The 22,242-nt window shown below is 51.2% G+C and carries 19 protein-coding genes; 8 read left to right on the top strand and 11 right to left on the bottom strand.

Translation table 11 applies throughout. The features are described from left to right. Positions 1 to 2: 2 nt before the first annotated feature. The 5 genes from nadC to RHH81_RS11095 form a co-directional block, all read right to left on the bottom strand. The gene (nadC, locus tag RHH81_RS11075; protein WP_206200214.1) at positions 3 to 869 is read right to left on the bottom strand and encodes a carboxylating nicotinate-nucleotide diphosphorylase; all 867 of its coding nucleotides are present in this window, start codon (positions 867 to 869) and stop codon (positions 3 to 5) included. Beyond that, positions 859 to 1,878 carry an anthranilate phosphoribosyltransferase gene (trpD, locus tag RHH81_RS11080; protein ID WP_302678320.1) on the bottom strand — a complete coding sequence of 340 codons (1,020 nt, stop codon included), beginning with the start codon at positions 1,876 to 1,878 and terminating at the stop codon, positions 859 to 861. The genes nadC and trpD overlap by 11 nt, the downstream gene beginning before the upstream one ends. Positions 1,879 to 1,916: 38 nt before the next feature. Continuing rightward, a complete protein-coding gene (locus RHH81_RS11085; RefSeq protein WP_310438496.1) occupies positions 1,917 to 2,270 on the bottom strand; it encodes a hypothetical protein in 354 nt (117 codons plus the stop codon). A 96-nt stretch (positions 2,271 to 2,366) separates the two neighbouring features. Next, positions 2,367 to 3,848, bottom strand: a complete 1,482-nt coding sequence (locus RHH81_RS11090) for a cobyric acid synthase (protein ID WP_310453527.1) — start codon at positions 3,846 to 3,848, stop codon at positions 2,367 to 2,369. A gap of 14 nt (positions 3,849 to 3,862) precedes the next feature. Further along, positions 3,863 to 5,542, bottom strand: a complete 1,680-nt coding sequence (locus RHH81_RS11095; RefSeq protein WP_206200218.1) for an alpha/beta hydrolase — start codon at positions 5,540 to 5,542, stop codon at positions 3,863 to 3,865. 370 nt (positions 5,543 to 5,912) lie between these two features. Here RHH81_RS11095 and RHH81_RS11100 point away from each other — a divergent pair, with 370 nt between their 5' ends. After that, positions 5,913 to 6,662: a DUF928 domain-containing protein gene (locus RHH81_RS11100; protein ID WP_206200219.1), complete on the top strand. Its 750-nt coding sequence runs from the start codon at positions 5,913 to 5,915 to the stop codon at positions 6,660 to 6,662. On the opposite strand, the gene RHH81_RS11105 is transcribed toward RHH81_RS11100, so the two are convergent. From RHH81_RS11105 to RHH81_RS11115, 3 genes are all read right to left on the bottom strand, one after another. Next, positions 6,654 to 7,502, bottom strand: a complete 849-nt coding sequence (locus RHH81_RS11105; protein ID WP_310453514.1) for a fatty acid desaturase — start codon at positions 7,500 to 7,502, stop codon at positions 6,654 to 6,656. The two genes, RHH81_RS11100 and RHH81_RS11105, sit on opposite strands and share 9 nt — an antisense overlap. Before the next feature lie 107 nt (positions 7,503 to 7,609). After that, on the bottom strand, positions 7,610 to 8,992 hold the full coding sequence (gene hemN, locus RHH81_RS11110) for an oxygen-independent coproporphyrinogen III oxidase (RefSeq protein ID WP_302678321.1): 1,383 nt from the start codon (positions 8,990 to 8,992) through the stop codon (positions 7,610 to 7,612). 38 nt (positions 8,993 to 9,030) lie between these two features. Continuing rightward, the gene (locus RHH81_RS11115) at positions 9,031 to 9,759 is read right to left on the bottom strand and encodes a biliverdin-producing heme oxygenase (RefSeq protein ID WP_310453515.1); all 729 of its coding nucleotides are present in this window, start codon (positions 9,757 to 9,759) and stop codon (positions 9,031 to 9,033) included. Between the two features lie 274 nt (positions 9,760 to 10,033). On the opposite strand from RHH81_RS11115, the gene acsF reads away from it, so the two are divergent. Beyond that, positions 10,034 to 11,098, top strand: coding sequence for a magnesium-protoporphyrin IX monomethyl ester (oxidative) cyclase (gene acsF, locus RHH81_RS11120; protein ID WP_302677543.1), 1,065 nt, complete (start codon positions 10,034 to 10,036; stop codon positions 11,096 to 11,098). Between the two features lie 2 nt (positions 11,099 to 11,100). On the opposite strand, the gene RHH81_RS11125 is transcribed toward acsF, so the two are convergent. Next, positions 11,101 to 11,403, bottom strand: coding sequence for a DUF3181 family protein (locus tag RHH81_RS11125; RefSeq protein ID WP_206200224.1), 303 nt, complete (start codon positions 11,401 to 11,403; stop codon positions 11,101 to 11,103). Positions 11,404 to 11,731: 328 nt separating this feature from the next. Here RHH81_RS11125 and RHH81_RS11130 point away from each other — a divergent pair, with 328 nt between their 5' ends. The 4 genes from RHH81_RS11130 to RHH81_RS11145 all read left to right on the top strand — a co-directional run bounded on the left by RHH81_RS11130 (position 11,732) and on the right by RHH81_RS11145 (position 17,917). Next, a complete protein-coding gene (locus RHH81_RS11130) occupies positions 11,732 to 14,140 on the top strand; it encodes a dynamin family protein (RefSeq protein ID WP_310743059.1) in 2,409 nt (802 codons plus the stop codon). Between the two features lie 87 nt (positions 14,141 to 14,227). Further along, on the top strand, positions 14,228 to 15,724 hold the full coding sequence (locus RHH81_RS11135) for a dynamin family protein (protein ID WP_310743060.1): 1,497 nt from the start codon (positions 14,228 to 14,230) through the stop codon (positions 15,722 to 15,724). Positions 15,725 to 15,884: 160 nt separating this feature from the next. Next, complete coding sequence (locus tag RHH81_RS11140) at positions 15,885 to 16,826, top strand: diguanylate cyclase regulator RdcB family protein (RefSeq protein ID WP_302678327.1); 942 nt, start codon at positions 15,885 to 15,887, stop codon at positions 16,824 to 16,826. A 2-nt stretch (positions 16,827 to 16,828) separates the two neighbouring features. Beyond that, complete coding sequence (locus RHH81_RS11145; RefSeq protein WP_206200228.1) at positions 16,829 to 17,917, top strand: patatin-like phospholipase family protein; 1,089 nt, start codon at positions 16,829 to 16,831, stop codon at positions 17,915 to 17,917. 30 nt (positions 17,918 to 17,947) lie between these two features. On the opposite strand, the gene RHH81_RS11150 is transcribed toward RHH81_RS11145, so the two are convergent. After that, positions 17,948 to 18,367, bottom strand: coding sequence for a photosystem I reaction center subunit II PsaD (locus tag RHH81_RS11150; RefSeq protein ID WP_149819488.1), 420 nt, complete (start codon positions 18,365 to 18,367; stop codon positions 17,948 to 17,950). A 380-nt stretch (positions 18,368 to 18,747) separates the two neighbouring features. On the opposite strand from RHH81_RS11150, the gene RHH81_RS11155 reads away from it, so the two are divergent. Then, on the top strand, positions 18,748 to 19,383 hold the full coding sequence (locus RHH81_RS11155; protein ID WP_310438501.1) for a YqiA/YcfP family alpha/beta fold hydrolase: 636 nt from the start codon (positions 18,748 to 18,750) through the stop codon (positions 19,381 to 19,383). On the opposite strand, the gene RHH81_RS11160 is transcribed toward RHH81_RS11155, so the two are convergent. Continuing rightward, positions 19,368 to 20,354 carry a methyltransferase domain-containing protein gene (locus tag RHH81_RS11160; RefSeq protein WP_310743061.1) on the bottom strand — a complete coding sequence of 329 codons (987 nt, stop codon included), beginning with the start codon at positions 20,352 to 20,354 and terminating at the stop codon, positions 19,368 to 19,370. The genes RHH81_RS11155 and RHH81_RS11160 overlap by 16 nt on opposite strands. A gap of 232 nt (positions 20,355 to 20,586) precedes the next feature. On the opposite strand from RHH81_RS11160, the gene ribBA reads away from it, so the two are divergent. Next, complete coding sequence (gene ribBA / locus RHH81_RS11165) at positions 20,587 to 22,230, top strand: bifunctional 3,4-dihydroxy-2-butanone-4-phosphate synthase/GTP cyclohydrolase II (protein WP_225901720.1); 1,644 nt, start codon at positions 20,587 to 20,589, stop codon at positions 22,228 to 22,230. The last annotated feature ends 12 nt before the right edge of the window (positions 22,231 to 22,242 follow it).

Genomic DNA, 22,242 nt, shown 5'->3' on the forward strand with positions numbered 1-22,242 from the left:
ACTCAAAGAATGGTCAAACTAAAGTCTAGCCAAGGGGATCGCGTGATTATCGCACTCGTAGAAATGTAGTCCACCCCTGTCAAGGCCACTGCTCGCAAGGTTTCTAGGGTGATATTGCCAGAGGCCTCAATTTTAGTGTGGGGGGCTGCGGCGCGGATCATCGCCACGGCTTGGGTCATCTCTGGAATCGGCATATTGTCAAGCATGATCACCTCTACCCCCAAGGAGAGGGCTTCGCGCACCTGCTCTAGGCTCTCAGTTTCCACCTCAATGGCCAAGGGAAAGGGACTGGATTGGCGGACTTGTTCAACCGCAGCCGTGATGCCCCCCGCTGCCACAATGTGGTTATCCTTAATCATAATTGCATCGTCAAGGCCAAAGCGATGGTTGACACCGCCCCCCACCGCCACTGCATATTTTTCTAACAGGCGCAGTCCGGGCGTTGTTTTGCGGGTATCGACGAGTTGCGTTGGCAAGTCAGCAATTTGCTGGGCGTAGGTACGGGTGAGGGTGGCAATGCCACTGAGGCGCATCAGGCAATTGAGAGCCAGCCGTTCACCTAGGAGTAAGGTTTCTAGGGGAGCTTCAATGCGAGCAACAATTGTCGGCGCCTCACAAAGGGTGCCCTCGGCCTGCTCGTAGGTAAACACTACTGCTGCTGTCAGGCGTTGGAACACCCGCTCCACAATGGGCAGACCGGCAATCACTCCCTGACTTTTGAGACGAATATGGGCTTTTCCTTGGCGATCTTGGAGATGCAGGGCTTGGGTGGTGCGATCGCCCCGCCCGATGTCCTCCTGTAACCATTGATCCAAGAGGGGATCTAGGACACACCACGGCGGCAAATAGGCAGACCCCCTAGGACTCATTGGAGAGCGTCACCAATGTCTGTAACTTGTCCCATGCGGCGCCACTGGCCAGAATCGCCTTTGCCCGATCCACCCCTTCCCACCAATCTTGAACGACTGCTGCCACGTAGAGAGCTAAGGCGGCATTGAGCGCCACCACATCCTGCTGAGCCGTTGTGCCTTTGCCCTGCAGAACTTGGGTAAGAATCTCGGCATTGGTCTGGACATCTCCTCCAGCCAGATCCCTCAGGGGGGCACTGGCGAGTCCCAAGGCTTGGGGATCAAGGACTTCTTGGCGCAGCGATTCCTCAGGGCTACTAAACATGACAAGATCGGTCATATTGCCGAGGGTGGCTTCATCCACTCCTTCGCGACCATAGAGGACAATCCCGCGTTGGCGTCCGAGACGTTGGAGGGCGCCGGCCATGGCTTCAAGATAGCGATCGCTAAAGACACCAATCACCTGCCCTGTGGGGTGGAGCGGATTCACCAAAGGACCGAGGAGATTAAAGACGGTGCGAATTTTCAGGGTACGGCGCAGGGGAGCCACGGCTTTCATGGCGGGATGCCAACCGGGGGCAAAGAGAAACGTAATCCCCACTTCCTTGAGCAAAAAGGCGGGATCGCTGTGAGCAAGATTGATCCCAAGGCACTCAAGGACATCCGCTGAACCGACGCGGCTAGAGACGGAACGATTGCCGTGCTTAGCCACTTTGACACCGGCTGCTGCGACAACAAAGGCAACCGCTGTGGAGATATTAAAGGTACCCGCGCGATCGCCCCCGGTGCCGCAGGTATCAATGAGGGGTTCGGCTAAATTTAGCGGTGCAGCGGCGGACTGCGCCAGCAATACCTTGGCCATACCCGTGAGTTCCTCAACCGTCAGCCCCTTGAACTGTAATGCCGTGAGAATGGCACCGGCGAGGGCATCGGGAATTTCTGCTGCCAGCCATCCTTGCATTAACTGGGTGGCCTGCTCTTGCGTCAGGGCTTGGCGATCGAGGAGTTGTTGGAGCAGGTCAGACCACATTGAACCTTAATTGAACCTTGGAGGAGACGAATCGAGGGTTAATTGAGTTGTTGCTGGCGCTGGCGTGCCTGCCAATAGTGCATCGGTAAGCAAAGCAGCGAAGAGGTGGTGAGCAAAAAGGCCAAGAGTGCGGTGATTTTGCACATTTGACCTAAATCAGTGCCTTCTAATGGTACAGCGATTTGCAGACCCCGCGCACCACAATAGACGAGCCAATAGACAAAGATCATGCGCCAGAGGGTTTCACCATAGGCCTCTTGGGGGGAAGACTCCCGCAGGGGACATTGTTTTTCCTCTTGATAAGCTGTGTACAAGAGCCAGCTTAAGCCACTCAGGGCGGCGATCGCTGAAACAATTAAGGTTCCCACTGACCAAGAAGCAGCCACTGTCATTGTCCTTTTGCACTCCCTATCATCAGCACATCGTTCCTCAGTCTAGGGGAGTCATTTGCAAGGGATGACAATTGCTAACAATTTGAAATTTTTACATCAACATAATTTACAAATGCTCTCTAGGTTCAGGTGAGCCATCACGGCTTCTGTAAGTTGATCCAGTACAACAGTCCGTTGCTCGGCATAGTGGGGAATGGCTGTGGGTAGGGGGGGTAATTGCCGGCGCGATCGCAACCCATTTAGCCAATGGCGACGCCAAGCACCATTTTCCAATAGCCCATGCAGGTAGGTGCCCCAAAGCGTGCCCGCCGTGTTAACAAGGCCGAGTTCTGAGGCAGAAAAAAGGGGCTGCCAACCGTTGAGATCGCCTGTGTATTCACTTTGGCCTTGGTGAATTTCATAGCCCACGATCGGCTCAGGACCGGGGAAATAAATGGATTGGGTTTGTTGTTGCTGGGTACATTTGCTTACCCCCAATTGCGTGTGCAGCGGCATGAGTCCCAGTCCTTTATAGGTGCCGGGGCAGCCCTCTAAGCCCAGAGGATCGCTGATGGTGGTACCCAAAATCTGCCACCCACCGCAAATACCGAGAATGGTTCCCCCTTGGGCAGCGTAGGCTTGTAGTTGCGCTGCCATCCCCGTTTGCTGTAGGACGTGGAGATCAGCAATCGTCGTTTTCGTCCCCGGCAGGATCACGGCATCGGGTTGCCCCAAGGGACGATGGGGGGGTAGAAACTCAAGGGAGACACTGGGTTCCGCCAGCAGGGGATCGACATCGGTGAAGTTGGCAATACGCGGTAGTCGAATGACTGTAATTTTCAAGTCTGCCCCTTGGCGTTGGGGACGCGGATCCCATAGATCAAGGGAATCTTCGGCAGCGTAGTGGCGCTCGAGCCAGGGAATCACCCCTAACACCGGTACTCCTGTGGTCTCCTCTAGCCATTGCACACCACTGTCAAGGAGCGATCGCTGGCCACGAAATTTATTAATGACAATCCCCTGAATGAGCGATCGCTCAGCAGGATCAAGAAGCATCAATGTCCCGACAATGTGGGCAAAGACGCCCCCCCGATCAATATCCGCCACAAGGATCGTCGGTGCCCCAAGATACGTCGCCACCCGCATATTGGTGAGATCGCGGTGCTTGAGATTAATTTCTGCGGGTGACCCTGCACCTTCACACACAATCCAGTCAAAGCGTTGTCGCAGATCCGCCAAGGCCTCGGTAATCGCCTGCCAACCCCGCTCAAAATAGTCCCGATAGTAGTCTGCTGCTTGGGTGACCCCCGCCACCTGCCCCTTGAGAATCACTTGGGAGGTCATGTTGCCTTGGGGCTTGAGGAGAATCGGGTTCATCGCCACTTCGGGTTCTATCCCTGCCGCCCAGGCCTGCATTGCTTGGGCATAGCCAATTTCACCGCCCTCACGGGTGACGTAAGCATTCAAGGCCATATTCTGTCCCTTAAAGGGAGTGACACGGTAGCCCTGCTGCGCCAGCCAACGACAAATCACCGCTGTGAGGAGAGATTTACCGGCATGGGAGCTGGTGCCCACCACCATCAGGGATTTAGCATTCATGGTCGAGTTGATCATTACTTCGCTGCCTGTGGGACCTTTTCCAACAGTTCCGGGGCTAGGGATTGAGTCAGGTTCAGGCCATGGGTGGGCGAACTCAAGGCCATTGCTGCGGCCGGTGTCAGCCATTGCCGTGCCTGTTCATCCCCTAGAAGGTGCAAGCGTAAAAAGGCTAAGCTTAATCCTCGCAGATAGGTGCGCGATCGCGGGGGCATGGCACCGACAAGGGACTGGGGCACAGGCAGCACCGGTTCATTTTGACCCGCCTCACCAATGGTTGAGAAATGGGTGGCATCGTCTATCAACACCAAGTAGCGATCGGGCGTCGTCAGCCATGTAAAGGGATAAATTTGCTCCTCGACCGCTGGGGCGATCGGATCGTCACTGGCAGCCACAAACATAACGGGAATTTTCAACTGCCTCAAGGATTCAGGACTAAAGACAGCACTGGTAATCGGGTTAACAGCAATCACCGCTTGCACACGGGGATCCTGTAGGGAATAGACCTTTGGTGGTAATGCTTGCGCTTGGCATTGGAGCAGCAGTGACACATTAAACGAGTCGAGAACACTTCTTGTGCAATGTCGCCGCAGTTGTTGAAAATCCAACGGTGCCCCCGCGAGGGCGAGAGCCGTGTAGCCGCCAAAGGACTGACCAATCATTGCCACCCGCTCCAAATCTAGCCGCCCTGCCCAAGGATAGAGTTGCTCAGGAAATGTCCCTAAACGATTGAGGACAAACGTGACATCGAGGGGGCGATCCAGAAATTCTTGAGCCGCCACCCTAGGAGTGACATGGCCTATGGCAAAGGACAGCAACTGACGGGTGGAGCTGCCCACATGCTCTAGGGCAATGACGGCAAACCCATGGGAGGCCAGATGTTGACACAAATAGCGATAACTGTAGCGATTGGCTCCCAATCCATGGGAAATGATGACCACTGAAACCCGCTGTCCCGCAGGAACGATGGGTAGATAGAGATCCGCTGCAATGGGGCGGGAATGTCCCGTCAACTGCAACCGCCGAGGCGATGCATCCACTGCTGTCCAAGGCATCTCTAGCCACCGCCAAGGCCCCGGTTGGGGCAGTGATTGCACACTGGCAGGAATAGATTCTGGCTGATTTGCGATCGCCTGTTGACGAACAACATCCAGAATTGTCTCTGTTTCGCGGATTGTATGCTGGAAGTTTTTGAGAATCGCGAGTCCTTCCTTGAGATCAAAGCGGATACTGGGGGAGGGGTAATGGCGCATCACACTCAACGCGGTCAGACCCTTGGGATCAGTGGCAGCGAGAATCAGGGCGGATCGCAGGGCACGGGCGTTTTCTTGGCGGCTTTGGGTTTCGAGAATTCGGCCCGCTTGCACCATCAATTCTTGACCAAGGGGGGAATACAGGAGTTGGGCAACAGCCACCGGCGAGAGGCGCAGCCGTTCTTGTAAGGCCAACCGCAATTGCTGCTGATGCACAGGCGGCAATAACCGTAAATAGCTGGCGAGTTCTGGGGAGGCTTGGCCAGTGGTAGCAAAGCGTTCTAAATCAGCAATGGGGAGCGATCGCTCGAAGGGGCCATAGCGAAAAATAATCCGTTCTGCTGCCGTTGCCGACAGCCCCCTTGATCCCACCAAAAAGATGCTGAGACCCGCCACAACACTGAAGGGGGGCAAGAGAAACCACTTAAGGGAGAGAGTGTTCACAGCGAGGAGTCACGCAACACCACTAGATCAAGAAATTTAGAAAAGTAGTGGGAACAGCGCTCAGCGCAAAAATTCTATAGGTACTTTCCAGTATAGAGATAGCCCTTTGCTAATATGCCTGCTGCTGACATCATGCCCGCGCCACTTTGGAACTGCTAGGGTGCTGTCCTCGTCTTGAAAACTACTCAGGTTGTGAGCCAGCGCAATACCAGTACGTGATGGACATCATCACCATCTCGTTGGCGCTATCACCCCGCAGCCCACACCCAACTCCTATGGTAGTAGTGTGGCAGGTAGGGAAATGACCAAAGATTAACGATAAGCCCCCCTAACACTTCCCGCTACCGCTTTTCATTAAGGATCTTGACCTATGAAACGCCCTATTTTCACGTCACTGCGATATTTCGTTCCTTGGAGCTTGGCCGTACTCATCCTCAATGCGGGTCTGAGTTGGGCGGGATTTACGCCCCCCAAAAACCTATCCCGGCCGGGGAATCGGGAGGGGGCAGCCACCCGCGGCGTCTGTAGAGTGCAAACAGCGGCGAACGAACCGGATTTAATCGCCCTAGTACCAGCAAGTAATATTGGTTTAACGGCAGTTAATCGCCCCACGTTTTACTGGTATTTACCCGCCAATAATTACCAAGCTCTTGAGTTTGCCCTCTTTCAGAACCTTGCCGACGGGACGCAGGTGCAAATTTACAAGCAGCAGTTTCCGATGGCCAATCGCCCGCGCCTAGACAGTATTACGTTGGCGGGTGACGTACCGCCCCTACAGGAGGGGGTGGACTACCGCTGGACGGTGAGTCTCATTTGCAATCCCCGAGATCCTGATCCATCACAGATTCGCTTTGTGGAAGGCTGGGTACGGCGGGTAACACTACCAAGGATCCCGAACAAGCAACTGCCCCAGGTCAGTCCTGTAGAACGCTATAACCTGCTGGCTAGCCATGGCCTGTGGTACGATGCCCTCGAGACATTGGTCAAACTGCGGCAGCAACAGCCAACTGACCCCAAGGTGAATGCCCTGTGGACAGAGTTAATGACCGCTGAGGAGGTTGGCCTCGATCGCCTGAGCAATTTGGCGATCGCCCACCGCAGCCGGCGCAATTTACGGTAACTTAGACAGGGCGGTGGAGGGGGGCAACTGTACCTTGGAGGCAAGCCCCAGTCCTTGGAGTGTGCGAATCACCCACCAAGTGGGATCCACTTCCCACCAGTACCAGCCGGCCTTGGCCACGTGGGGATAGGCATGGTGGTTATTGTGCCAACCTTCGCCGTAGGTGAGGAGGGCTGCCCACCAAAGATTGCGAGAGTTATCATCGGTCTCAAAGCGACGATAGCCCCACTTGTGGGTGGCGGAGTTAATCAACCACGTGCTGTGCCAGAGGAAGACCGCCCGCACAAACATCCCCCACAGCAGCCATGACCAACCCCCAAGGCCATAGAGGAGCAAAGCAAGGGGCACTTGCAGCAGCAAAAAGTAGCGATCCAGCCAGCGGTAAAAGGGATGCCGCACCAAGTCTGGGGCAAAGCGGGCATACTCCTCAGCCTCAAAAAATTGGTGATGGGGATAGACCAGCCAGAGCATATGGCTCCACCAAAAGCCCCGCCGCGCTGAGTAGGGATCTTTGACTTCATCTTCGGTGTGGGCATGGTGCAAGCGGTGACCGGCCACCCAAAAAATGGGACCTCCCTGCATGGCCAAGGCACCCAAAACAGCAATGATGTATTCCAACCACTGGGGCACTTGAAAACTGCGGTGACTCAGGAGGCGATGGTATCCCAAGCAAATGCCGATGCTGCCAAAGAGCCAGTGGAGAAAGATGGTGACCGCCAAGGCTGACCAAGAAAAAAAGAAGAGAGCAACCGCGGCCAAGACATGAACCGTCGTTAAAAAAAGCACAAAGGCCCAATTGAGGCGGGCAGTTTCAGGTTGGAGTTCTAGGGATGATGACATGGGCACTCCTCAACACCGTGTGCAGATTTAGACGCAAGTTGAAATCAAGTTGTAATCTAGAGAATCTGAGCCACCAAGACAATCCTCAGGGCAATCCTCGGCTGAGCCTAAATGGCCTTAGAAAATGTCTTACCAGATTTGTGTTGCAGGTAGGTATCAAAGACGGCAGCCACATTGCGGATGAGGAGTCGGCCTACGGGGGTGACCTCTAGGCGATCGCGCCCTAAATGAATCAGGCCATCGGCAGCCAAGTCTTGGAGTGCGGCCAACTCTGGAGCAAAGTAGGCATCAAAGTCCAGCTGGAACTGGCGAGCGATCGCCCCCTTGTCCAAGGTAAATTGGCACATCAGTGCCATGATGATGGTGCGGCGCAGCAGATCCTCAGGGCGCAGTTGAATCCCGCGTTCTGTAGCCAATTGCCCCGCCGCAATGTCACTAAAGTAGGTGGCTAGATGCTTCTGATTTTGGGCATAGGCCTCCTGCAACATGCTAATTGAGGTCAGACCAAAGCCAATCAAATCTGCAGGGGGCAGGATCGTATAGCCCTGAAAGTTGCGTTTGAGCGTTCCTGCTGCTTGGGCGATCGCCAGCTCATCCGTGGGCTTGGCAAAGTGATCCATGCCAATGTACTGATAACCTTGGCTAGTTAGCGTTTCAATGACCCGCTGCAAAATGGCCAGTTTGGTCGTGCCATCGGGTAGGGTAGCGGGGTCAATTCGCTTTTGGATGGGTTTCAAATTGGGAAGATAGGCAAAGTTAAAGACCGCAATGCGATCGGGGTCAAGGCGCACTGTTTTGGCAATCGTGGTTTCAAAAGATTGCACCGTTTGAAAAGGCAGGCCGTAGATCAGGTCAATGTTGACACTCTCAAACTCGGCAGCGCGGATCCACTCCATCACTTGAAAGAGCCACGCCTCCGGCTGCACCCGATTGACAGCCAGCTGAACTTGAGGATCAAAGTCTTGCACACCAAAGCTAATGCGGTTGAAGCCCAGATCGCGCAAGCGAAAGAGATACTCGCGGTCGATATAGCGGGGATTGACCTCAATGGAAATTTCGGCATCGTTGGCAAATTCAAAGTGGTGGGTGAGCGTCCGCCACAGGGATTCCACTTGGTCAATGGTGAGATAGTTGGGGGTACCGCCGCCCCAATGCATTTGAATCACTGGACGAGTGCGATCCAGCCGTGCCGCCACTTGGGCAATTTCCTCTGCTAAGGCATCCAAGTAGGTTTTGGCAATCGTTTGGCTTTGGGTGACGATGACATTGCAGCCGCAAAAATAGCAGGCGGTTTGGCAAAAGGGAATATGCACGTATAGGGACAGAGGCAGATGCCCTGCGTTACTCCGCAGCAGTTCCCGCTGGAAACAATGGCTATCAAAGTCAGCAGTAAACTCGGCAGCCGTGGGATAGCTGGTATAGCGGGGCAAGGGGCGATCGTATTTTTGCAGCAATGCCCCATCAAATTGAATTGGCTGAACCACACTCATGGATGTTTGCAAGCTCCTAACAAGATCAACAGTGGGCCTTAAACGGCAACAGCTTCAGGACGGGGTTGCTCCCGCCGACTCGGTTGGTTCTCAACAACGGACTGCCAGACCTGCTCGCCAACGGTGGCTTTTAGCTCCGACTCTAGGGCGTGCATGAGGTGGCAGTTGAGGGTAAAGGCAAAGTTGGCTTCCTTGACAATGCGGGCGATCGCGACCTCATCGAGGCTGAGGCTATCCAAGGTTTCCCGATACCGCTGCTTAAAGGCTTTCTTGTCTTCTGGGGTCGGCAGGGCTGGAAACTCGTAAAAGGCGGTGCCCTTGCCTTCGGGGAGCGCTAACTGGGAACGCACAATTTTACTCAGGGCTTGTCCCCCAGAGAGATCCCCCATATAGCGGGTGTAGGAATGGGCAATGAGCAACAGAGGATCACTTTGGGCGAGGTCATGAATGCGACTGAGGTAAACGCGAGTGGCTGTGAGGGGGGTAATCTGATCGCGCCAATTGTCGCCGTAGTAGAAGGCCAAGTCTTCGGCCAGTTGGCCACTGCGGTTGAGTTCGGGAAAATACATCGCCCGCAGGCGATCGCTCGTAGCACTGGCTAAGGCAGCTTCGAGGTCAGTGTACACAAAGTAGAGATTGGCCAAGAACTGGCGGAAGAGGCTCGGCGTAATCAACCCGCGGACAAAACATTTCATGAAGGCGGTGTGTTCGGCCAAGCTGTGAGCCTCAGCAGTTCCTTCCCGCAGCGCAAGGGAGAGCACGGTCATACCTGTAACTCCTGAAATCAGTTTTTAACAATCTTTTTTGAGATGAGTTCATCCTGCCAACGACGAATGGCCGTGGGCTGAACGGGGGCAGAAGGGCAAACTAAGGGTGAGTATTACTTTTTGACCATATGGCTGTCAAGCGAAACTTCAAAAAACATTACAAAACTGCCTACTTTTGCAAAATCGTCAAGACGGTTATTGACCGTCCTGAGGGATATAGTATAGTAAAACGGTATGACCTGCATAGGTTTAGTTCTATAGGAGTGAAAGGCTTATGGTGGCGATCGCCCCCAATCCCGATGCGAGTCAGAGCGTTAAAACTATTCGCGAAAACCTTTTAACCCCCCGCTTTTACACAACAGATTTTGAACAGGCAGCAAAACTTGACCTGAGTCGCCAGCAGGAACAACTCGAAGCAATGTTGGCGGAAATGCGGGCAGACTACAACCGCCATCACTTTGTCCGCGACGACGCCTTCAAAGGCACATGGGACACCTTGGATGCACAGACCCGCAAAGCCTTTATTGACTACCTCGAGCGCTCCTGTGTCTCTGAGTTTTCAGGGTTTTTGCTCTTTAAGGAACTCTCGCGCAAGCTGAAGAATCGCCACCCTCTCTTGGCGGAAATCTTTCACCTCATGGCACGGGATGAAGCGCGGCACGCAGGGTTTCTCAACAAGGCAATGATGGATTTTGGCCATGCCATGGACTTGGGCTATCTCTCTAAGGCGCGTACCTACACGTTTTTCCCCCTGCCATGGGTGCTCTACACCGTCTATCTATCGGAGAAAATTGGCTACTGGCGCTACATCATCATCTACCGTCACCTAGAAAAGCACCCCGAACATTCCTTCTATCCCCTGTTTAACTACTTTGAAAGTTGGTGCCAAGACGAAAACCGCCACGGCGATATTTTCAAGGCCTTGATCCACTCCCAACCTCAATTGATTCAAGGCTGGGGTGCCAAACTATGGATGCGCTTCTTCCTGCTGACGGTGTTTGCCACCCATACGCTGACGGTGCATGAGCGTGCCAAATTCTATGAAGCCCTTGGTCTTGATGCCACGGAATTCGATCGCGAGGTCATTGCCAAAACCAATGAAACGGCCGCTCGCACCTTCTCGGTGGTGCTCAATGTCGATCACCCTGACTTTTATCCGCGGCTGCAACGCTGTGTCGAAATCCATAAAAAACTCCAAGCCATTGAAGCCAGCAAGCAACCCAAGTGGCTGAAGGCCTTGCGGAAGCTTCCTCACCAGTTGGCGATCGCCGGCCACCTGTTGCGCCTGTATCTCTTGCCCCCCGTCAATGCCCAACAGGAATGGGGCACCGTGCACTAGGGCTAAAGCTCCTCTTGGCGAAAACGGTTGAGCAGTTCTACCAGCAGCTCTTGGTTGGCCTTGGGAATCAGGCGATCGAGGGAAAGGGACTGCTGACCCCCGCCAAGGGGAACTGAAACCTCCTGCAAGACACTCGTGACCTGCGCCGAATTAACCTCCCCCTGCTCTAGGAGGGGCAAAAAGGCTTCGGCGAGGGGGGCTGCCAGCTTTGCATCAGCGAGATACAGATGCCATTTGGCCACATCCATATAGATATCACGGCCAATTTCAGCCGCAAGACGTTCAATTAAGGGGGTACGACTCATTTAGATCACCGCTTTTTCATTCACTCTATTTGTACCAGTCAAGGGGGGCGATCGCTAAAACAGACCGATCATGGGATAGTAATCGGGAAAACACCTGTGGACAAGGATCAGGCTCACCCATAGAAGGCTAATCATTAATTTTTGTTAAGAACTAAAACCCTAACGGTCTTTTCCCTAAGTCCTGAATGCGCTCAAAGCAGCCAAAATCAATGTTTACAGGGAGCGTGTCCTTTTTCTTTTAGGAAAGAGCTGTAGATTACAACAGTTTTTATTCTTTGTGCTACCATAGGCTTCAGTCCTCTTTTAATTGCTCTTAATTGCTGATTGTATGGCTACGGCTATCCCCCCCGGCATTCCCCAAGACATTCAGCCAAGTGAGACCCTACTAGAAAACTTGCGCCAGGATGTCATTCATTTGCTGAAACAGACCGTTGGCATTGTTGAATGCTACAACAGCCTCCATAAAACAGCAGAGAGGGATTCATCTCAAGAAAAAACAGAATTTTCAGGTACAGCAGCGATTCGGCAAGCCCTCACCAACGTTGAGGAAATGGCTCTACGCATGTCCGTGGTCGCCCCCATGAAAGCTGGCAAATCCACGATTATCAATGCAATTGTCGGTCAACCGCTTTTGCCTGCCCGCAATACTGCCATGACCGCTACTGCAACGGAAATTGTTTTAGATACAAACTACCCTGAACCTGTTCTCTTTGTCCCCGAAGAAACCCTCACTTTATTCAAAGAGGCAGCGGCGAAAATCCGCCAAGAATACAATAGGAATCGTGACAACGTTAAAGCTAAGTTACAGAAATATCCTCATCTTGACACCACATTTGAAAACATTATCAGGAATGACGGCACTTTGTTCAAAGAAGAAACAACAGGTGTCGAAAGTGTGCGTGAAGCCCTGCAACTAATGAATGATTTGGTACGTTTAGCCAGCCAAATAGTTCCTGCCTACAACCCTGTAAAGCGGATGCGGGAGCTACCCCAGATCAGAGTAGCACCTTTTACCTCTGAAGGCGAGGCTATCAACACCGCTTTGGGCAACCTTGTCATTATTGACACTCCAGGTCCTAACGAAGCAGGCGAGAACTTAGAAATCAAGAATATTTTTGCTGAACAACTTGAGCGTAGTAGTCTCATTTTGGTTGTCCTAGACTTTACCCAGCTCAAGACCGAAGCGGCTAAAAGTGTTCAAGAAACCGTTCAGGCAATTGCTGAGATTCGTGGTGGAACTGAAAATATCTATGCCCTCGTAAACAAAGTTGATCAACGACGCAGAGGGGATATGACTCCTGCAGAAGTGCGGGAGTTTGTGCAGCAGGAATTTAGAATTCCTAGCTCTCATGTTTTCGAGGTATCTGCCCAACGAGCCTATTGTGCTGCTTGTTTCCTGAAGCAGCATGGCTTAGGAGAAGACTGGCGGACTCGAGATGAGGCCGGAGATTTGGCAAGAGAAATTCTTGGGGCTGAGTGGGAAAAAGAGTTAGAAGAGATTGATAAAGACGCGTTTACTAAGAAAGCTAGAGAGCAGTGGTATGAACGCTCAGGATTTTATCAGTTTTTCACTAAAGTGATTAGTGAACTCATTAAAACTGCTGCACCGAAAGTAATCAGGGAATCTCTAAACATCACTCACGGCTTTATTCATAAGCTTCTTGAAGACATTAATTTGCGAAAAAGAAGCTATCAAGCAACCCTAGGTACACTTGAGGATGAAATTAAGAAACTAAATCAAGATATTAAAGAAATTGAAAGTTCGGCTAATCTGTTGAATATTGTCGAGGAGTATCAAGAAAAAATTAAGAATCAGATTGCCAGTGAAGTCTTTAAATTGAAGAACAAGGCAAGAGCAGACGTTAGTCGTCTTTTTTCTCAAAAAGAGTATGAGCAGGCTGATGTTCTCAAAAAAGTAAAGCTTTTTCTCACAGACTTTGCACACAAATTAACCAACGACAAGTCTCGTGAGGATCATTTAAGGATTCCTTTTAGCTCAAGGCATGACGCTGAAGATTTTCAGGGAAAAATATTTAACCTAGTTTCACAAGAAGCAGAAAAGTTTTTTGGTGATACCCAGAAAAAGATTGAAAAATTTGTAGGAGAAAAAATCCTTGGATTAAAGAAAGAAATAGAGGAAGAAACTCAGCCTATCCTAGAAAAAGCAAGAGAACGACTCCAGATGACTTTTAATGTGCAATTAAGCCTTCCTGATTTTCAGGTTTCAAAGGCTAGTTTTGGCAATTCTGAACTTCGACCCGAAGCTTTAACTAGGACTGTCAACAAAGTTCGAAAAGTGAAAAAGAGATTTTGGTGGCACTGGTTTTGGCTAATTCCTAAGGAAGTGGATGAAATTTATACAGAGACTATTCAAGAATATGTAGTCTATCTCAATAAAGTCGTTGAGGAAATCAATCGACAAATAGACACCCAAGCGAATCAAATAGAACAAGAGGTTAATAATTATTTAGAAAAAGGTTTTAAAGTAGAAGCAGAACAATACATCGAGTATCTCAGTAGCTATCTCAAGGATTATCGAACAACCCTGATTGAGAGCCAAGAATATCAGAGAAAGTCTGCTGTTAAAAAAGAAGAAGTGATGAAGCAACTAGAGCAGCTCGAGGAGGATGCTCAAAAAGCGAAGTGTGATATTCCAATTTATTCGCGTCGAGTAGAGGAAGTTCTGGAAAATTATGGTTCTTCCTGCGATTCACCAGCAAATTCCTCTAATCAGTGATTAATTCAGCTTTCCTTACCGTACAGTGTCAACACTTTTTATCTTTTGTGCCAACCTAACCACCAGTACTCCCTGACTGCTGATAATATGGCCACGGCTATCCCCCCCGGCATTGCCCAAGACATTCAGCCAAGTGAAACTCTAGTAGAAGACTTGCGCCAAGATGTCATTCATTTGCTGAAACAAGCCGTTGACATTGTTGAACGCTACAACAACCTTCATAAAGCAACAGGCACAGAATTTTCAGGTACACTAGCGATTCGACAAGCCCTCGCCAATGTTGAGGAAATTGCCCTTCGCATGGCCGTGGTCGCTCCGATGAAAGCCGGCAAATCCACGATTATCAATGCAATTGTCGGTCAACCCCTCCTACCGGCTCGCAACACGGCAATGACGGCTACTGCAACAGAAATCATTTTAGACCCTAATATTGCTGAACCTATTCTGATGGTTCCCGAAGGGCTGGTCAGTTTATTTCGCGAGACTGCTGATCATATTCACTGGAAATGTCAAACAGATCGCACAGGCGTTGAGAAACTATTGCGCGAGCGATATCCTCATTTGACCCGCACACTAATCAACATTATTAGCAACCCCTTCCTATTCGAGCGACAGATAAAAGGCGTTGAAAATATCCGCACAGTCTTGCATCCCATGAATGACATCGTGCGTTTAGCGAGTGAACTTGTTCCCAACTGTAATGTCATAAAACGAATGCAGGAGTTGCCTCAAATTAGGGTCGCGCCCTTTACCCTTGAGGATCAGCCCATCAATACGACAGTGGGCAACCTTGTCATTATTGACACTCCAGGTCCTAACGAAGCAGGCGAGAACTTAGAAATCAAGAATATTTTTGCTGAACAACTTGAGCGTAGTAGTCTCATTTTGGTTGTCCTAGACTTTACCCAACTCAAGACTGAAGCGGCTAAAAGTGTTCAAGAAACCGTTCAGGCAATTGCTGAGATTCGTGGTGGAACTGAAAATATCTATGCCCTCGTAAACAAAGTTGATCAACGACGCAGAGGGGATATGACTCCTGCAGAAGTGCGGGAGTTTGTGCAGCAGGAATTTAGAATTCCTAGCTCTCATGTTTTCGAGGTATCTGCCCAACGAGCCTACTGTGCTGCTCGTTTCCTGAAGCAGCATGGCTTAGGAGAAGACTGGCGGACTCGACCTGAAGCCAAAGACTTGGCAAGAGAAATTCTTAGGGATGACTGGGAACAAAACTTAAAAGAGATTGACAAAGACGCGTTTACTAAGAAAGCTAGAAAGCAGTGGTATGAACGCTCAGGATTTTATCAGTTTTTCACTAAAGTGATTAGTGAACTCATTAAAATTGCTGCACCGAAAGTAATCAGGGAATCTCTAAACATCACTCACGGCTTTATTCATAAGCTTCTTGAAGACATTAATTTGCGAAAAAGAAGCTATCAAGCAACCCTAGGTATACTTGAGGTTGAAAAAGAAGTGATGAAGCAACTAGAGCAGCTCGAGGAGGATGCTCAAAAAGTGAAGTGTGATATTTCAATTTATTCGAGCCGAGTAGAGCAAGTTCTGATCAGCAGTATTGAAGGTGAATACTGAGTTGACAAATTATTAAATTTTATTGCAGATTCGACTTTCCTTACCCTACAGTGTCAACACTTTTTATCTTTTGTGCTAACCTAGCCCCCAGTACTCCCTGACTGCTGATGATGCCGATTTATTTAAGTCGATTAAAGTAATTTTTTGCGTTGTAGATTTTATGAATTACTTAGCCATTGAAGAGCGAATCCCTCTTGCCAATGATCAGCTACTGATTGATTTAGCTAACAGCATTCACACAAATCAGTCTTTGATAGCGTATCGCGCCAATCGAGGTTTTTTGGGTAGGTTACTGGATAGTTTAACAGGTCGCACTTACCAGCAAGATACCCTTCTTGCCCAAAACTTGACCCGAGGACAGGAAGCATTACTGAGCATTACCAATGAACTGATTGAAAAGCTGCAATTTACTGAGTATGCTCTTGTCACTACCCAACACTCCCTCCGAGAAACTCGTGAATGTCTTGTAGCTACGCAGCACTCTCTTCGAGAAACTCGTGAGGGGCTTAATCACAACACGCAGGCATTGAATAGTTTATTGAATAGTTTAATTGAGACCTGCGATCGCAAGTTTCAAGAGCAAGAGAAACGTATTGCTACCCTTGAACGGCGAGTGACGGCACGGGAAGATTTCGATCGCATTTTCTCTCTCTGGCGAAGTGGCCAAAGCTATCACGATCTCCCTTGGGCTATCCAAATCCTATTTTTAGCCCGCGAAATCTACAACAGTTCCATTGCCTACCTAGAACTTGAACAACAAGTCACTTATTATCGCGACCTACTGGTGAATGAAATTTTGGCGCACCAGCGGCACTACTTACCCAAGCATTTCTTCAGTACCGCAACGCTGCTAAAAGTAACTCGGCAAGCAACAGCACAAGAGGATACAGAGATCGTTTACGACATTCTGGCGAGTTGCCGCTATTCAGACTCCTATCCCTTGCTGCGCAATATGTCAACACTATACTGCCAACAGCAGCCTTCCTTTGTCCTTCAGCACCCTCCTTATACCCTAGATGCCAAAGAAGTCATTCAGCGGATTGTTCATGAAACTGCCGCTGCAACGTTGCATTCCCTCCAGTCTCTGAAATCCAAGGAGTGATTATGCTAAACACTGGTTCAAAAGTTGGTTTAGTCCTCACGGGTGGTGGTGCCAAAGGTGCTTACCAAGTGGGGGCACTGCGCTACCTCGCTGAACAGGGATTTGAACCGCACATTATTGCAGGTACCAGTATCGGTGCCCTCAATGGCGCCATCATTGCCAGCTATCCCCAGCAATTGGCTCGGGGTGTGAGCAAGCTCGAGGAGATTTGGCGTGAGATTGGTGCCGCCAATATCATCTCCGCCAACCCCAACTGGCTCAGCATTCTCATCAGCTATGGCATCCAATCTGCCTTACCTGAATTTGGGGGATGGATCAATACTTTTTTGACAGTGACGGGGATTCTCCCCAAATGCTATTCCTTCTTTGACCCGCGCCCGATCGAAGAACTTGTGCACTCCTATGTAAACTACAACCAACTGAAACGGGGTACGGAGCTTTGGGTAACGGTTTTTCCCTCATTGCAAATTCCGGGTCTGGGCTATAACCTGTTGATGACATTGATTGACATGTGTCGCGTTTGGACAGGCACAAAAGCTGAGTGGCTGCGGGCACAGGATATGGATGACCCAGAGACGTTATTGAACTTGCTGCTGGCGAGTGCGGCCGTTCCTTTGGCCTTTCCGCAGCGACAGGTCAATGGTCAAACCTATGTGGATGGGGCACTTCAGGATAATGTGCCCTTGGGAGCGTTGGCGCAGCGGGGCTGTACCCATGCCATTGTCATTCACCTTGAGGATGGGGTGCCCTGGAATCGTTATGACTTCCCTAATTTGACAATCATTGAGATTCGACCACAGACAGTGCTGAATACTTCAAACACGGTTGTACTGGGGAGTCTAGAAAGCTTGCTCGATTTCCGGAGCGATCGCATTGCCGCCCTGCAAGCACAAGGGTATGCCGATGCCAAGGCAGCCATTGAGCCGATCCTCACCCTTGCGCAGAACCTGAGAACCCTGCGCCAAACCCATGGGGAGTTAAAGGCTTCTACGGCAGCACTCTTGAATCCCGATGAGTTAAAAACCTCTACAGCAGCACTGCTCAATCACAACGTTACTTTAAAATCAATACCCCCCATGGTTGATCCATAGGGGGTCATCAGGAGATAGCTCAGCACCGACCTATGGATCGTAGGGCTTCTTGCCGGTGAACTTCAGTTGCGAAGGATTGGGATTTTGGCCAATGGAGCGGGGCACTGAGTTGACGGCTTCACGCCCTTGGTTCACCTTCTCAGGGAAAACACCATCCTTGGGATGGATCAACACCGTTTCACCATCGGGGAAAATGCGGTAGATTTTGTAGTCATTGATTTTGCGGGGACGCAGTTGCTGAGCGGCTAGGGCAAGGCACTGCTCCTTACGGGCAAGGTAAACAAGATTTTCCCCTTCACGCATAACCGCAGCCCCAGCCGTCGGCATTTCAAAAACCTGCTCTTTGGGGCTTGTCCAGGTGATGGCGTATTTCTCTTCGGTGTCCGCTGCGCTGAGGAGGCCGCCAGTGCTGCCACCATAGAGCGGGGGTTGCCCAGTGAGTGTTGTCATGCGTTCGATCCTCAATCTCTCACGTTTTCATTCTTAAGATCGGCCAGATACAACCCTTTTCTTGGATATGGGAACCATAAAGGGGATGCAATCCTCTCCCATAGGGGCTTTCGCAGTTTTGAGCGTTTGCCCTCCTTGCGAAAAGGGCTGTAGCCAGATTCAACGGCATCGTAGCATTGAAATCGCGGTGTTGATGCGAGTTGTGAGAAACTGTAACAGTTCCTTCAAAATAAGGAATTGTTGTTGAGCTGTTTGATCAGCATTCTGAATTATTTTCAATGATCACCCTTGAACAACCTATGGCTAAAGGGCTAATTTGTTAAGATTATTGACAAAGTGCGACAAAAATATGTCCGCTCCTCACAAGGGATTATTGAGCAATGCAATATCTCTACCTCCATGGATTTGCCTCGTCGCCGCGCTCAAGTAAAGCTCAGTATTTTCGCGATCGCTTTGCGGAACTCGGTCAACCGCTACTCATTCCTGATCTCAATCAGGGGGATTTTTTTCATTTGACCTTAAGTCGTCAAATTGACCAGGTAGAAGCGCTGCTCGCCCCAGAGGAACCCGTCACATTGATTGGCTCCAGTTTTGGTGGCCTGACGGCTGCTTGGCTAGCGCAAAAGCATTCCCAAGTGGTGCAACTGTTTCTGCTGGCACCTGCCTTTGAGTTTGCGATCCATTGGCTGCCGCGCTTGGGCGATCAATACCGCCGCTGGCAAGAAACGGGTGTGCTGGAGGTGTATCACTACACGCAAGAGCGCCTGCTCCCCCTTAGCTATGGCTTTGCCAAGGATTTACTGGAGTACGACGATCGCCAGCTGCAGCGGCCTGTGCCTACCCTCATTTTCCATGGTCTTCAGGATGAGGTGATTCCCATCGAAGCCAGTCGTCGCTACTGTGAAGGCCGCCCTTGGGTGAGTCGGGTGGAATTGGACAGTGATCACGCTCTCAAGGATGTACAGCCGGCCATTTGGGGCATGATGTATCCAATCATCTATCAGCAGTTAACTTGAGAGGCTGGGTCAAGGGAGACCGCAGGAACTTCTGCTCGCACAGCGCGAAACATGCCAAAGCGGCACAGTCCCATGCCAAAGGCAAGCCGCATCAACAGAAAGGTGGGTACTTCCCGCAAAGATTTTACTAGCCCCGGTAGGCCAAAGCGAATCAGCCCCTCTGGTCGCACAATTCCCTGCCAAATTGAATCTAGCCACGAGGGGAGCGTTTCCTGTGTCCAGTCAGCAGTGATCACCTCTCCAGCCACTAAACCCGTTGCGGCAAGGGCTTCGGCAAAGCCTTCAATACTGGCAAAGGCGGGGTGTGCCCATTGATCCAAGAGCTGCCGCATAATGAGCCGCTCCCAGAGGTTCAAGGGGTGCTGGCGATCGTCCCTTTGGTTCCAATCGGCAACCACAAGAATCCCCCCCGGCTTTAGGACACGGAGTAATTCCTTAGCAAACTGCTGTTTATCGGGCATGTGGGGGCCGGCCTCAGTTGACCAAACCACGTCAAAGCTGGCATCTGGAAATGACAAGGCTAGAGCGTCATCCACCTGAAACTGCACATTGAGATCCGCAGGAGTGAGTTCCCGCGCCCGCCGTACCTGTTCAGGGCTGATTGTAATTCCCGTCACGTGAAAGCCATAGTCACGCGCTAGCATACGACTGCTCCCGCCAATGCCACAGCCCACATCCAAAACCGTTGTCCCCGGCGGCAGGCGATCGAGACCCGCCCAGCGCACCATTTCATGGACAAAATCTGCCTTTGCTTGGCGAAAGTCCTTACAACGGGGGGGCGAACCATAGTGGCCAAGGTGAATATGCTCACCCCAGTAAAATTCAAGAATGCCGTCATTGGTCCAGTCGTCATAGGACTCGGCGACAGAGCGGGCAGACTCGTACTTGCGAGGAAACAGGAGATAAAGCGCTAACCCTAGGAGGACTAACGCGCCAACAATGATAACCAGTATGAGCAATAGATGAGACATGCAGCAGATTGGCTGGTGAAACCTTTCACTATGATGACGAGGTTTTTAGCATTTCCACAAGGGAAAGAGCCACAGATGGGTTTTCGTGGGAGATCGTACGCTGTTCAATACTATCTTGAAAAGTTGGTGCAATCCTACCTGCTAGTGCTGCGGGCACCCAATCCTCGTGAAAAAGGCTGTAACTTAATAATAAGGAGCCTTAAAAATTCTGGAAGGAACTGCCTTGGCGGATGTGCCTGTGTTTGACTCGATTGAATCTGCGTTGGATGCCCTGCGGCGGGGTGAAGTTATCGTCGTGGTGGATGATGAAAATCGTGAGAATGAGGGGGATCTCATTGGTGCCGCTGAGCGTGTGACCCCAGCCATGATTAACTTTATGGCGGTTCATGCCCGAGGATTGATTTGCCTCGCCATGGAGGGCGATCGCCTCGATGAATTGGATTTGCCCTTAATGGTAACAACAAATACCGATAGCAACCAAACTGCCTTTACGGTGAGTGTTGATGCCGGTGCCCGTTGGGGCGTGACCACAGGCATTTCCGCCGAAGACCGTGCCCGCACCATTCAAGCCCTCATTGACCCGACGACCCAGCCTCAAGATTTACGTCGCCCCGGCCATGTCTTTCCCCTGCGATCGCGCCCTGGGGGGGTTCTCAAGCGAGCCGGCCATACCGAAGCCGCCGTCGATCTGACACGGTTGGCAGGTCTCTACCCAGCGGGGGTCATCTGTGAGATTCAAAATCCCGACGGCACCATGTCGCGGCTGCCCCAACTCATTGAATATGCTCGCACCCACCAACTGAAGATTATTAGCATTGCCGACTTAATTAGCTATCGTCTCCAGCATGAGCGTTTTGTCCGCCGCGAAGCTGTGGCCAAGCTACCGACGGAGTTCGGTGAATTTCAAATCTATGGCTATCGCAATTCCCTCGATCAATCGGAGCACGTCGCCATTGTCAAAGGAGATCCTGCCACGTTTAGCGAGCAACCCGTGCTGGTGCGCGTTCATTCTGAATGTTTGACGGGCGATGCCCTCGGTTCACTGCGCTGCGATTGTCGGATGCAACTGCAAGCGGCTCTGAAAATGATTAACGCGGCAGGACGCGGTGTGGTGGTTTATCTGCGCCAAGAGGGTCGTGGCATTGGCCTAGTCAACAAGCTACGTGCCTATTCCCTGCAAGATTTGGGAATGGACACCGTGGAAGCTAATGAGCACCTCGGCTTCCCAGCGGATTTGCGTAACTATGGCGTTGGCGCCCAAATGCTCAATGACTTGGGAGTGAAGCAGATTCGCCTGATTACCAATAACCCCCGTAAAATTGCTGGCCTCAAGGGCTATGGCCTCGAAGTGGTGGATCGGGTGCCCCTGCTGATTGAAGCGACGCCCTACAACACCCCCTACTTGACGACTAAGGCGGAGAAACTGGGGCATCTACTGCTACAAACTTACCTGATCACAGTGGCCTTTCGCTGGCAGGAGTCGCAATTAGATGCGGGCGATCGCTATGAGCGGTTGGAAAAAATACGTCATCTGGCCGCAGGCGTCCATTTGCTAGTGCGCGAAGAAGCTCGGCCCGTTGCGCAGGCCATCTTTGGACATCCTGACCTGATTGTTCACTTTGGCTTTGACCAACCCCATGTGGCCGATCGCCAGTGGTATCAGCAGCCAGAACATCCCTATGTCTTGGCGGTGCAAACCCTGCTGCGGCAATTTTGCCAATGGCCAACCCTGAAGGGATTTGAGTTTCTCGTGGCCACCGGCAGCGATCCAATGCTCAACCTACCGATGGATCTCGATCGCCAAGCCTACACCCAACAGCCCCCCAGTGAGTGGCAACCTCATCTCATCTATTCATGGTCAGCAGTAGCAGGTTAAAGCGTCGATGAA

Source organism: Thermosynechococcus sp. PKX95 (assembly GCF_031583295.1).
In the GTDB taxonomy this organism is placed as follows: Bacteria; Cyanobacteriota; Cyanobacteriia; order Thermosynechococcales; family Thermosynechococcaceae; genus Thermosynechococcus.

Excerpts from the sequence above, each read along its gene's own strand:
- RHH81_RS11085 (WP_310438496.1), bottom strand. The coding sequence starts at position 2,270 with ATGACAGTGGCTGCTTCTTGGTCAGTGGGAACCTTAATTGTTTCAGCG.
- RHH81_RS11155 (WP_310438501.1), top strand. The coding sequence starts at position 18,748 with ATGCAATATCTCTACCTCCATGGATTTGCCTCGTCGCCGCGCTCAAGT.
- RHH81_RS11100 (WP_206200219.1), top strand. The coding sequence starts at position 5,913 with ATGAAACGCCCTATTTTCACGTCACTGCGATATTTCGTTCCTTGGAGC.
- RHH81_RS11150 (WP_149819488.1), bottom strand. The coding sequence starts at position 18,367 with ATGACAACACTCACTGGGCAACCCCCGCTCTATGGTGGCAGCACTGGC.
- RHH81_RS11145 (WP_206200228.1), top strand. The coding sequence starts at position 16,829 with ATGCTAAACACTGGTTCAAAAGTTGGTTTAGTCCTCACGGGTGGTGGT.
- RHH81_RS11090 (WP_310453527.1), bottom strand. The coding sequence starts at position 3,848 with ATGAATGCTAAATCCCTGATGGTGGTGGGCACCAGCTCCCATGCCGGT.
- hemN (WP_302678321.1), bottom strand. The coding sequence starts at position 8,992 with ATGAGTGTGGTTCAGCCAATTCAATTTGATGGGGCATTGCTGCAAAAA.
- acsF (WP_302677543.1), top strand. The coding sequence starts at position 10,034 with ATGGTGGCGATCGCCCCCAATCCCGATGCGAGTCAGAGCGTTAAAACT.
- RHH81_RS11125 (WP_206200224.1), bottom strand. The coding sequence starts at position 11,403 with ATGAGTCGTACCCCCTTAATTGAACGTCTTGCGGCTGAAATTGGCCGT.
- trpD (WP_302678320.1), bottom strand. The coding sequence starts at position 1,878 with ATGTGGTCTGACCTGCTCCAACAACTCCTCGATCGCCAAGCCCTGACG.
- RHH81_RS11115 (WP_310453515.1), bottom strand. The coding sequence starts at position 9,759 with ATGACCGTGCTCTCCCTTGCGCTGCGGGAAGGAACTGCTGAGGCTCAC.
- RHH81_RS11160 (WP_310743061.1), bottom strand. The coding sequence starts at position 20,354 with ATGTCTCATCTATTGCTCATACTGGTTATCATTGTTGGCGCGTTAGTC.
- RHH81_RS11105 (WP_310453514.1), bottom strand. The coding sequence starts at position 7,502 with ATGTCATCATCCCTAGAACTCCAACCTGAAACTGCCCGCCTCAATTGG.
- RHH81_RS11135 (WP_310743060.1), top strand. The coding sequence starts at position 14,228 with ATGGCCACGGCTATCCCCCCCGGCATTGCCCAAGACATTCAGCCAAGT.
- RHH81_RS11130 (WP_310743059.1), top strand. The coding sequence starts at position 11,732 with ATGGCTACGGCTATCCCCCCCGGCATTCCCCAAGACATTCAGCCAAGT.
- RHH81_RS11140 (WP_302678327.1), top strand. The coding sequence starts at position 15,885 with ATGAATTACTTAGCCATTGAAGAGCGAATCCCTCTTGCCAATGATCAG.
- nadC (WP_206200214.1), bottom strand. The coding sequence starts at position 869 with ATGAGTCCTAGGGGGTCTGCCTATTTGCCGCCGTGGTGTGTCCTAGAT.